The organism is Acinetobacter sp. ANC 4805, from assembly GCF_022549495.1.
In the GTDB taxonomy this organism is placed as follows: domain Bacteria; phylum Pseudomonadota; class Gammaproteobacteria; order Pseudomonadales; family Moraxellaceae; genus Acinetobacter.
Genome location: NZ_JAKZGD010000003.1, coordinates 334,520 through 347,760, shown reverse-complemented (window position 1 = coordinate 347,760; position 13,241 = coordinate 334,520). Strand labels below are relative to the sequence as shown.

At 37.8% G+C, this 13,241-nt stretch carries 5 protein-coding genes; all 5 read right to left on the bottom strand.

Annotated elements, in window-relative coordinates; translation table 11 throughout:
- Positions 1-83: 83 nt before the first annotated feature.
- A complete protein-coding gene (locus tag MMP60_RS06150) occupies positions 84-2,765 on the bottom strand; it encodes a DUF11 domain-containing protein (protein WP_241335448.1) in 2,682 nt (893 codons plus the stop codon).
- Positions 2,766-2,803: 38 nt separating this feature from the next.
- On the bottom strand, positions 2,804-3,298 hold the full coding sequence (locus tag MMP60_RS06145; protein WP_241335447.1) for a hypothetical protein: 495 nt from the start codon (positions 3,296-3,298) through the stop codon (positions 2,804-2,806).
- Positions 3,299-3,528: 230 nt separating this feature from the next.
- Positions 3,529-7,530, bottom strand: coding sequence for a hypothetical protein (locus tag MMP60_RS06140; RefSeq protein ID WP_241335446.1), 4,002 nt, complete (start codon positions 7,528-7,530; stop codon positions 3,529-3,531).
- Complete coding sequence (locus tag MMP60_RS06135; RefSeq protein WP_241335445.1) at positions 7,517-10,204, bottom strand: hypothetical protein; 2,688 nt, start codon at positions 10,202-10,204, stop codon at positions 7,517-7,519. The genes MMP60_RS06140 and MMP60_RS06135 overlap by 14 nt, the downstream gene beginning before the upstream one ends.
- A gap of 18 nt (positions 10,205-10,222) precedes the next feature.
- Positions 10,223-12,883, bottom strand: coding sequence for a hypothetical protein (locus MMP60_RS06130; RefSeq protein WP_241335444.1), 2,661 nt, complete (start codon positions 12,881-12,883; stop codon positions 10,223-10,225).
- Positions 12,884-13,241: the final 358 nt, after the last annotated feature.

Genomic DNA, 13,241 nt, shown 5'->3' with positions numbered 1-13,241 from the left:
ATTGTATGTGAGCACCTACACTAGGCAAATGCTCACATATTTAATCAATTCATTATCAATAAATAAAGATTATTGAATGAATATTAATTATTAACTTGGATTACAAACTCTAATACCGCACTTGTGCTTGGTACTAAAGGTGTTTTTTCCGCAGAAACTGTGCCCGTAGAACCATCAGTTAATGCAGCAGTTGAAGTACTTAATGTTGCATTTGTTGCAACTGGAGATGCGCTTGCGATTACTTTCAATGTTGTATAGGCAGGTGTAGCATCACTAATAACAACATTAGTCACATCTGCATTACCTTCATTTGTTGCAGTAATCTTATACTTCACACACTCGCCTGGTTTAGCAGATATAGTATTTTGACTATAAGCACCAGTAGCAGCACCAGTAGCACAGTTTGCTAGAGATTGCTCTTTCACTAAACGTACTTGACCATTAGTAACAGTCGTTAAGTCGGTGTTCACTAAACTAGCAACTGCTTGACCACCAGCAACTGTAGGTTGAATTGTTAATACAACTGCACTTGGTGTTCCTGCAGTTGCATTTGTTGGTGCTTGAACTTTGATGAGTAAGTTAACCGAAGCACCTCGAGCAATACTTCCAGTTACCGCAGCTAAATCGAGACCGCTAACTAACTCATTTGCATCAGCAATACCATCGTTGTTCAAATCAACAAATAAACTTGTTACCCAACCATTTGCAGTTTGGTCATTTGTAAGTGTAAATGGCAAGCTACCAGCTGTAGCACCTTCAACAATATTACCGTTGTTTGTTAAAGTGTGCTTGTAAACAACAGTACCGCCAGGTGCAACTTGACCAGTACGGTCATTTTGCAAGCTAAGTACACGATTTGTTTGTACAGTGACACGATCAGACATTACATCTGTTAAGCCAGTTGCAGGAGATGCAACTTGGAAGATAACTTCTTGATCACCAGCAGGAGCATTTGCAGGAGGTGTTACAACTGCAACAAGTTTAACGCTACCACCACTTGGAATATTACCGGTATTGGTGATTGGAGCACCTGTTGGATTACCAGCAACATCCGCTAAGAAGTACTGAACTGTCCAACCTGTAGGCAATGCAACTGATGTAGATAAATTATAGTTATCTCCTGTCGCACCATTGTTTTCAACAGTTAATGGGAAATTTGCAGCTTGACCAGGCTTAGTTGACTTCGTATCAATATATTGACCTGTATCTTCACCAGACGCGCCAGCAACCGCACCCGTGCTATCCGTTGCATCACCATTATGTAAATCAACTGTTGATGCTGTTACTTCACTAATCGTTAAAGTAATCGTATCTGGCGTTGCAGTTGGGTTAGTTACTGGAGTAGCAGTTAAAATTGTGTTAATTGCTGTTGCTGTAGAATAAGCTGAAGGTAAAGTTACCTTCGTAACAACTTGATATGTTGCACCACTTGCAACTGGTCCAGTATCCGCAACACCGTCACCATTTGTATCAGTTAATGGCGTTACACCATCAGCTTTGAATAATTCAACAATACTACCAGATGGTAAACCTAGTTTATTAACTGAAATATTAAACGCTTCAGTTACATTACCCGTATTATGGATAACGATTGGTTCCCCAGTAACACCAAAGACAACTGGCGTACCTTGAGTTGTTGCTTTAGTAATTACATCAGGCGTTGGCGTTGCTGTAGATTGTCCATCAGCAAAGGCATCTGTAGTACTATCGTTGATCGTACCCTTTTTAACACCTACAACTGTAATATCATTTTGGTTAGATGGCGTTTTACCTTCAGTACCTGGACCATCTGGATCTACTTCTGCAATATTCGTAATTGTGCCTGCAGGCGTATTTTGATCTACTTGAACCTTGAACTTCAATACACCACTGCTGTTTGCAACTACAGTAGGAACAACTAATTTAACAGTGCCTGTTGTAAAATCGTATCCATCAGAATCAGCTGTGCCATCATTTAATGCAGAGCCATTTACTGTTGCAGAACCAGGAACGTAAGTTAGTCCAGCTGGAAGTATATCTGTAATCGTTACGTTAGTTGCCGTCGTATTACCTGTATTTTGATAAACTAAGCTATATTCAACTTCACGTGCAGTTGGACTCGCTAAGGTTGCATCTACATTATTTACACTTGCAGACTTAACCAAACTAATCACAGCACCATTGGTAATTGTAACAGTATCAACGTTTTTAGCAGTTACATTTGTATCAAAACCACTAATCGCTGAAACAGTTAACTTACCAAGATCGCCAGCAGTAACACCACTACTTGCTGTTGTCGCTTGTACGATTAAGTTAACAGATTCACCTGCCGCTAGCGTTATGCTTGTAATAGGTGTTTGGCTATCTGGAACACCATCTTTATTTGCATCAAGATAAACATTCAGACCACTAAAATCATACTGATCTGACGTGCTGTCACGTGTATCGTTATTCACAACACCTACGTTAAAGGTATCACTACCATTACCCGTATTTGTTAATGTGTGAGACAACGAAACCTGACCATTTGCGTTAGCAGTTTTAGTTTGATCTGCAATCAAAGTAAAACTAGCCACTTGTAAAACTGTAGTTGTTACTACATTTGATGTAACGGTTTTACTAGAACCATTGCTGTCTGTATAGCTTGCAGATGCAATGTTACTAATGTTAGTGCCTGCACTAGGAGCTGCTGCGTGCGCTGAAGGAACGAAAGCGGCACCACCTGCGACAAATGCAATAGATGCTGCTAATTGCGTGAGTCTTAAACGTTGAGTTTGATTTGACATTCGGAACTTACCCCTGTTGAATATTCAATGTCCGTTGCTTAATTTTTGGTTTTGTCACTACTGACTCGTGTTTGTGCTGAAACGATTACAGATTTTCCTGCTGGAAGTTCTGCAATTGTCCAACGCAATGCACGATAGTCTTTAAGTGGAACATTAACCATTTGATTACCCTCTTTGCGTTTTAAAGGCATCGGGGCGAAATTTGTACCGTCTGTACTTGCTTGCGCGTTTTCTGGCTGAGACTTAGCCAAAAACTGGGTTTCTGCTGGTATTGGTAAAGTCGCAGCTAAATTCTTGATCTTGCCTGATGTATTATTTGTGTACGTTGCACGATACTCAATTATATCATTTGGCTTTACTTTAGTGACTAACTTAGCAGAAGGTTTCCCATCAGGATTTACACTGATGAGATACGTTTTTAATTCTACAGAAACAGGATCTTTTGCAGCTTTAGTTTCAGCAGAAACATTGACTGCTAAAATTAAAGTAGCTGCACCAAGTAAACCTATTTTCCACTTGTCTTTTAAATGCATCTTTATGTTCCCAAATTCAATATTTTAAATTCTTTGAATCGTTATCCATAAACTTTATTCAAGGAATTCCTACTGTCACAAAAATACAGTATTTTTATGTATTTTTGTTGAAAAAAATCACTTTATTGTAAAAAAACATCTACCAGTTAAAATAATGCAACATCTATACCATTTTCTTATTTCAGGTATTTCTAATTACAATTATTTTTACATTCCTTTAAATGTCTTAATTACTGAACCACACAGAATCGCAAAGACCCTGTTGCAGCAGAATTTAACAACCCTGTTAATGTCCATTCTAAATAATCACCAGAATGGCTTGTATTACAAGTATTTCCACTTGGTGTAGAATTACAACTCATACTGCCAAAGTTAGTACCAATTGGTAAACTATCTTTAACCTTTACGTTTTGTAGTTTTTTGACACTATTATTTTTATATGTGATCTCATACTCCAAATTATCCTGTTTATTTGCTTGATTTGTCGTAACAAACGTATTTGTATCAGACCCTGTTGATGGACAACTTGCAACAGCACGGACTTTCTTTGTCAATATTAGTCCAGCACTGCCAATAAGTGTCATATCCTGACGTTTAACGGTTTGACCTGTAAGTGTCTGTGCAGGGTTAGTCAACGCAAACTCATATGTTGCTTGCAATGTTCCTACATGTTGTGAACCTGCGACCACATTCGTTGGTACATGTACACGCTGAACCAAGCAAATATCTATATTTGGCTGTAATAAAGTAGGACTAGATGCAGTTGGATTAAATACTGTTTCACCCATATCTACTTGATCGTTACAATTCGTATCCCTATAAATTACAGCTTGCCATGGTTGATCAGCACTAGAATTCGGCTGTTGGACTTGCGTTTGTAACAACTGAGTTAATTGAACTGGTATTTGTGTTGTTAAACGATGAGGATAATCCGTAACATCACCAGCAGTTACTGTGTGTTGCCCATCTTCCCTTAACACAATATTAACAATGACATCACCAAAATTATTTGCTGTATAACTCGTTGCACTTGTTTTTGTTAAAGCAATCGTATCTGTTGATCGAGTATATCCATTGGTACCACTTACTGAAATATACTCAGGTAAATTCTGTTGAACAATACAGAATGATGATGGCAATAAACTTTGTTCAATTGAGAAAGCATAATCACCATTTGCACTTGTTACAGTTGAAGCCAATTGTGTTGTACTACAATTATTTAAACGAATTGTACTATTCGCAATTCCAACTTCACCAGTATCTTGAATAGCGTTATATGCCTTACTTACATCAAGTGTTGTTCCACTATTATCAACAAATACTCGCCCTGTAATATCCACATAAATAAGCTTGGTATTGGTAAAGGTACACGTAATATTTGCACCTTCTTTAATGCGTGCAGCTGGTATTGTCAGGACATTATTTACGATAGTCCAAAAAGTACCCGTATTACCTGTTGAGGCACTATTCGCATCTGTACAACTCACACCCGACAAAACATATCCAGCTAAAGCACTCTCAGTAATTGAAACATCTGTATTTAGTGTTTGAGCCCACAACTGTTGCGTTGAGATCGCAGTTGTTCCGGCTGTTACTGTTGTTACAGAGTCCGTAGTTACAGCAGTTGTATTATTTACTAAATTTAAAAGGTTAATATAGTTAAATGTTCCCGTCCCATTAACAGAGTTTTTAGCAATCTTGATTTTTGCGCCATCAATAATATTAATACTTACTGGAACACCACTATTTGTCGCATTATCATAATTCGCAGTTGAACACCCACCACTAAGCGATAAGCCGATTGCCCCATAACCACCTGGTGATCGCTCACTCGTAGCACCATAAGTATTACGGTTAACAATACGATACGTAATACGATGATAACCTGCACTTAGCGCAGCAGAAGTTGTTGCTGTCACACCACCGCTTACATAGCCATTTACACTTGTCACAGCTGTACCATCAACCATGATATAGGCACCATCATCCACACCAAGACCTGTATTGCCTACACAAAAGGTAACTGCTTGAGATGTTGGAATATATACTCCAGTCGTAAATTCCCACGCTCTGCGGTTATCACCAATATTTGGCGGACTAATTAAACTAAGCTGTACAGTAGCATTTGCATCTGAGGCCATCGTAGAAATAATTCGCTGAATCATTGCTGAAGCATTCGTACTTGATGCCGCATAAGTAGAATCATTCGTAGCATTATTACCTGAAACTAAATATCCACCAGTAGGGCTTGCTTGATTAGTTGGCCATGGAGCTAAAATTGACGTATTTTCATCAGCATACGTCCCAACTTTTACAGTACCACCTGTACCCTCATAACCCACCCAGAATGCACCATTCGCTCGATATTCATTTTGCGCATTCGTTCCCCAAACCTTATAGAGTGTTTCACCGACACCACTACCGGGGTTAAACTCATCACTTGAAACCTTGACAGTTGCTTGCTGTGCTGTTCCTAAAGACGATGCTGTAGTTGTACTATAATTAACAGATAATTGCTTTGTGGTCCCATTTGCAACACTTCCTAAAGGACATGTCCAATTATTACCACTCAATGAACACACTCCTCCACCAACAACACTTACAGAACTTACACTAACACCTGTTTGTGGTGCCGCAATATAAGTAGCTATTGCATTTGTTGCATTATTAGGACCTTCATTTCTAATATCAATCGTCTGAGTTCCAGTACGTTCTCGAACAATTGTAGGTAAATTAGGCGTAACACTAAAACGCGCCTCTAGAATGGTGGTATTAGCGGTTATAGGCGTTGGATCAACAATAATTGCATTTACGGAACTACTATTATTTGTAGTTGCTGCATCAGTTGATGTTGACTCAATGGTTGCTGTATTGGTAATCGTTCCAGCAGTTCTAGCTGATCCTTGAAGTGTAATTGTACATGTCGCTGTACTAGCACCACTAAATGTTCCGCTTAATGTATAACCACTAGTATCATTCCCTGATAAGACTGGTGAACATGTCGTACCTGCAACCGTTGTACTTGGTGTTCCAACAATAGCGACGCCCTTTAAACTCAAGGGAATGACATCAGAAAATGGCGCTAAATAAGCAGAACCGCCAATGGTTGCACCAGCAGACTGAGAATTAGTAATCAATAATTGATACTGCATAATTGAGTTAACAGGAACATTATTTAATTGGGTTTGTACAAAGGTTCCTGATGTCCCAACACGCTGACTTTTAACAATTGAAATATCACTATCAGCGTCCATGCTTGATACACCAAAGAAGAAAGCATCAGCTCCTGTTGCCCCCCAAGATGAAGCCCGACCATCCCCACGCACATAGATGTCAAATGTTAACTGCGTAATCCCCTTACCCTTAACATAAACACTTCCACTAGCACCACCACTCCCACTCGTTGCTCTAATTGTAGATGCGTTATTAACAATATTATTCCCACTTACAGTTAACTCTCGACTCCCTGCGAGACGACTCATTGTAACTGGAGTATTACTACTCGTTAGCGTAAATTCAGCACTAAAACCTAAACCAGTCGTTGTTTCCGCACCTAAAGCACTCGCTTGTAATATAGGGTTAGTAACTGCACGGTTAAAGTTAATTACTATCGTCCCCATTCTTATTCTAGTATTCGTTGCCGCATTTGTCGCATTTAGCCCTCGAGTAGTCATCTCCATAGCTACACCATGGTTTGTGGCAACAGTAATACCACCATTCGTACTCAAACAAGCTGTACCATTAGTACATCCTGTCGGTGCATTTTGTAGTGAGGCTGCAAACATATTATCAGCAGGACTACCATAACCATTCATAGGTTGTAAAATATTAACAGGCTGTACTACCGCATTTCCATCAGTATCCCCCCCCATAAATATATCTGGTCTAGTGAATGAGTTATTAGCTGGTGCATAAGGCGTACGGTTGTACACAGAATTCGTAATCGTATAGCTGACCGTCGTCGTTGGTGCATAAGCTTCACTTACGTTATCTGAGGGGTTATTCCTATTAAGTAAAAAGGTATGTGCTGTCGTATTTGCTCTTGGACCTTGTTGCCCTGTACCAGAACCAGAAAAAATCTCAATCGTTGGAGGTGCTGCAAAACTACTATTCGTGAATATCAAATAGCTAAATAACATCAATATCCAAGAAAAAATTTTATTCATGATTATCGTTGCTCGATGAATGTTCAACACGGCTTGTTTTTGTACTCTTGGTTTATTGTCCAACATAGCGCACCCCAAAATTAAATTCGTAACTTTGATTCGCCGCCACACTATTTAATGTTCCTGAAACTAAACCTGAATTACCCACAGTCGGAGCTGTCATAGCACTACAAGCAGTACAAACAGGTGATTGAGACAAAACAGTGTAAACAGGTGTCATATCTCTAAAGGTAAATGTCGTATTCAGGCTTGTCGCACTTGTATTTGTCAAAATCACTTTGTATAGCACGCATTGTCCCTGCCCATTTGCTTGCTTACCAATATTTAAATTATTTGTAGTGTATGACTCATCCGCTGTACCATTGCAATCAAAATCACGTGCTTGCAATTTACTCAGTTTTAATTGTGTTTGATTTACAACGGTTACATCTGTAATTGATACTAGAACTTGACCATTACCTGAATCCGTGAGGTTTACAACGGTATTATTTGCTTGGGCAATATTATTTGCCACCATGTTTTTAACTTCTAGTAGCAATTTTACCTGTTCATGTGCGGCAAGTTTTCCACTTGGTAAGTCAGCTAAACTTCTCATCACCAAATCACCCGCGTCAAATACACCATTTCCATTTACGTCATAGAAAAGCGTACTATTAAATGCATCCTGATCATCGCTCACAAGGAAACTATAATTTCCAGCAAGATCTGTATTGGTGTTGTTAGTTAAAATATGGCTATAAATTACAGTGCCTAATGGTGATACTTGTCCACGTGAATTAGGCATAAATTCTACATCTGGCACAGCATTCACACTTTGAATCGTAATCGCATTTTTAATCGTGTCTTGGCCTGGGTTACTACTATTATTACCACTCACAAAACTTGTCGAAATAGCACGGAAATAAATGGGTGTCGTTACACTCGTAGTAAGTTTATCAACCTCGACAACAGCACAAACCAACTGATTTTCACCATTATTTAGATAAAGTGTTTTACCAATCTCAGCACCCAAAACACTACAGTTTGAACCATTTGCAGACACATAGAAACGAACGCGATTCACACCAGCAGGTAAAGTTAAACTTGTAAAGTCACTACTTGCATTTGCATTCAATACATATTCAGCCCCAATGCCCGTATGACTTACTTTCAATGGGAAAATTGCCTGCCCACCTGCTGTTGGATTATTACTGGTTGATGTCGTTACCGTTTTCCATGCATTCCCTGCATTGTCTATATTTCCATTACCCAAACCATTATTTTCAGGGCTATTGGTTAAATCAACCAATCGAGCTGCTGTTGTTGCAAGTAAATTACCTTGATCTTTGATCAAACTTGTTTTGGTAATATCGCCTAATGACTGCGCTTGAGGAGAAACTTCAAATGTAGTATCTGTTGTAACCGCATAACTACTCGGTAAGCGGACTTTAACAATAATTGGTAAATTTGTACCAGATGTGATTAAGCCAGTATCTGGAATCCCATCAGCATTACTATCTAATAATGGTGTTACACCATCTGCACGATAGAACTCAATTTGACTACCCGCAGGAAAAGTACTACCCGTCAATGTCAGATTAAAAAGATCTGTACTATTACCTGTATTCCAAACATAGTTATTAAAAACCAACTCCCCACCTTGTAAAACAGGGGTCGCAATAATATTGCTGCTATTATTTACATCACTCACACTACCATTAATTTTAACAGCATAAATTGGAGCTAGGTTAAGTACAGCAATATTACTCACATCAGCAATTGTTGCAGTTGCTGTATTATTGTCATGGTCATATTGAAAATTAACAGTATTATTAATTTTCCCAGCCAGTGTTCTGTTAACTCCAACTTTAAACTCGATATAACCAACACTATTTGCTGCAATAGAACTTAATACAGCTGTTAGCGTATTTGATGTAACACTATAGTTAATTCCAACTGGATCATTACTACCTGTACTTGGATTAACAGTTGTGCCATTCCAGTTTTCTCCACTATTCAGTTGATATACCAAACTTGGATCAAGAATATCGGTTAAGGTTACTGAACCCGTAGCAATACTTCCAAGATTTTGATAATCCAAACGAACTGTTACAACATCTCCATTCGCAACAGTTGTTTGAGAGAACTTTTTACGAACAATAACAACCGATTGATTACTTACAGTTGCCGTATCTACATTGGTTTTTGTACCAGAGGCATTATTTAAAGAAGTAACATTGAGTGTTAACAGTCCACTTTGACTAACTGTTGCACCACTCGGTACATTCGCGGCTACAATGAGACCAACCGACTCACCTGCACTTAAAGAATAAGACGTAATTGCAGCACCATCCGGCACTCCATCATTATCCTTATCTAAAAATACGGATAGATTAGTAAAATCATAACTATCCCCCGTATTATTTGTCACCGCAAAGGTGTATTGATCTACCTCATTACCTGTATTATTTAAAGTATGATTAAAATAGACCGTTTGCCCTGCAACAACATTTTTTGTGCTATTTGCGGTTAAATTTACTGAGTAAACTGGCAAAATCGTCGTTTGAACCAAATTCGAACGACTCACTTGTACAACAGTCGATCCTTCTTCCGTATATTCACCAATCGCCATATTACTAATAATTTGGCGTGTCGGAACAGCAGCAAAACTTGATTGATACGCTACAAGTAAGGTAATAGCGAAAACCACCAAAGTAATGATTTTGATGCGGATATTTTTTAATGTATTCATTATATTCATCTCTGCTATCCGCCCAACTTAAGGTGTTACCTGAATAGAAAAATACAAAGCAGCCTGCTCCTGTGGTGCAAGTGCCCCAATATTTCCTGATATTTGATCGCCACTAACCGTTACAGAACCTTTACTTACTGATGGTGGCACTGCATTTCTCAGAATACTGTAAGCTGGTACAACATCATTAATCACAACATTCGCTGCTGGCGTTGAACCATCATTTTTAATTGTTAATCGATAAGTTACACATTGATTTGGCTTAATTGTCAATGGGTTACTCGCATAAGTTGCCGTAGTAACACTGATTAGCACACACATTTCATCTTTAGCTTGCTCTTTGGTTAAACGCAGCTGTGTAGGATCAACGGTTGTTAAATCTGTATTTTGAATTGCAGCTAAAGCTAAACCCTGAATAGTATTTGTTGCTGACACCACAATATTTGCAGCACTCGAAACACCATTTGTAGCCGTTAATGGTGATTGAACTTTTAGAAGTAGTTGCACTGAACTTTGTGGATTTAAACCACCTGTCACAAATAAATCATTCGCAATAGGATCAGTCGTATCTAATACACCATTATTATTCGCATCGTAATATAAGGTATAAATAAATCCATCATTTATATTTTGTGGTACAACACTTAGACTCACTTTTCCAGTTGTGTCCCCCTCGATGAATGTTCCCATATTTTTTAAAGTATGTAGATAAACAACCGTACCACCAACATTGATTCGCCCTTGTTGATCATTGGCTAAAGTTAATTGGCGAATAGCGATATCTACTTGATCTTTAATACTATCACCTTGCGCATTCATCGGTGATTTCATCGCAAACCAAATTGGTAAACTTGTCACACTTGTATTCGCTGGGACTGTCACTACAGCGCAATACGCTTTAGTTGCACCTGCAGCTAGATTTCCCGTACTGGTAATTTCACTTTGTAAAGATTGGCAAGTCGCATCACCATTATAAAACTTAACCACCCAATCGGTTGGTAATGTTGTACTGATACTATTCACATCAATATTGGCACTAGAGGCATACAAATTATAATTATTAGATACGGTACTGTTATTTCTAATTACTAAAGGAAAAACAACATTAGTTCCTTTTACACCATTTTTAATCAGCAATGCTTGCCCACCAGACCCAGCAACATTTCCAACACCCACACCTGAATTGTTACTGTTATACAAATCACTTTCACCCACAGCAACCGTATTCACCAATCTATCTCGAGTGCTATTTTTTATTGTTATGTCTGTAACGGAGGTAGCTGTAATATCGAAATCCATAGTACTTGTTGATGTACAATTAGATGGAAAATAAATACCTAGCTTAATTCTTTTTGAATTTCCAGAAGCCAACCCACCCGTATCCACAATACCATCACCATTTGTATCTGTGAGTAAAGTACGACCATCTGCATGATATAAACGAACAACTGCACAACTTGGAACGTTGCTTTTTAAGAAACTTAAATTATAAGTATCTGTTGCTTGTCCTGTGTTCCAAACATAATTATCAAATTGAATTTCTTTAGCAATTCCACCAAATGTATTATTTTGGGTCTGTAAATTATTCAACCCGCCATTTGGTTCACCATCATCATTTGCACTACTAGAACTATAGTTAAGTACAACACCTAAAGTTTGTTCTACATTAAAAATTACAGTATTTGTTAATGTATTCTTAATAACTGCATTTGAAGCATTATATTGTTGATAGTCCGCAGTGTTTGGAATTTTTTCAGCTGCATTTGGGTTTACAATAACTTTGAAACTTACAGTGCCTTTACTTAGAGCCGCTACACTTGCCAATTCGACATCGACTTGACCACTGTTTACTTTATATTTGATCGCAGCATTTGCACCTGCTTCTACATCATCTGCATCTGTTAAAGATCCAGAACCATTCCCCCAACTACCACTACCAGACTTATAGCTTACATCTGTCGCTAAAATATCTCGTAAAACCAATCGTGCTGCTGCGGTACCTGTATTTGTATAATTAAAGGTATAGGTAATTTCTGTACCTGTTTTCCCTGTACTTATACTTTGTGCTTTTGTAACTTGAATAACAGCATCATCAACAACTTTTGCAGTATCACTTAATGTCATAACAATAGCGTTATCATGCTGACTTGTCGCAGTTAAAGTAAAATTTGCAATATCATTGGCTGTAACATTTGTTGGGATACTTCCAACAACAACCAATGAAGCAAATTCACCAGCTTCTAATCGAAAGCTCGCACTTGCATTAAGTAAATTATTATTATCATCCGGCTCGCCGTTTTGATCCCGATCAATATAAACAGCGATGTTTTCTAAATTAAACTGGTCATTGGTCAACTGACTAAGACTTAATTTATAATCGTCAACGATATTCCCCGTGTTTGTTAAAACATGCGGGAAATTCACTTTACTACCAATAGTGCCAATATTTTGCTGGTTGCTTTGAAAATTTAAAGAGTAAATCGGCTGAACTGTTAAAATAACTGCGTTAGAGTTAATGACTTGAAGATTGCCTTGCTCATCATAAAAATCACCACTTGCAATATTCGTAATACTACTACCAGCTTTAGGTTGAGCAAATACAATAGAACTATGAAACCCAATAAATAAGCCAAATAAAGCGATAAATGAAGTTTTTGAGACAGCACTTTTCTTGAATCGGCTTATCATGTTTTACAACCCCCAAAAAAATGGAAAGATAATTTTTATTGACAAATTCTACGAATTTATTGACAATTTTCAAAAAGAATACTACAAAAATATCGACTTGAACACACAAATCCACATAAATGTGATTTTTTTTCTCAGCTTTACCAATTGGTAAAAAAACTCATTGACAATTATTGCCTCACACAAATAAACACATCGTAATTGAAAAAATTACATCTTTTTCTTATAAATTTTAAAGCATTTTTTAGAACATAATTTATATTAATATCAATGCATTATGGAAAAATACTTATCATAATTTCAATTTTCATCGGGAATACAAGACTAAATACACTACTATTTTCTAAATTGTCATATT

Coding starts and splice junctions, on each gene's coding strand:
- MMP60_RS06145 (WP_241335447.1), bottom strand. CDS start 3,298: ATGCATTTAAAAGACAAGTGGAAAATAGGTTTACTTGGTGCAGCTACT.
- MMP60_RS06140 (WP_241335446.1), bottom strand. CDS start 7,530: ATGTTGGACAATAAACCAAGAGTACAAAAACAAGCCGTGTTGAACATT.
- MMP60_RS06135 (WP_241335445.1), bottom strand. CDS start 10,204: ATGAATATAATGAATACATTAAAAAATATCCGCATCAAAATCATTACT.
- MMP60_RS06150 (WP_241335448.1), bottom strand. CDS start 2,765: ATGTCAAATCAAACTCAACGTTTAAGACTCACGCAATTAGCAGCATCT.
- MMP60_RS06130 (WP_241335444.1), bottom strand. CDS start 12,883: ATGATAAGCCGATTCAAGAAAAGTGCTGTCTCAAAAACTTCATTTATC.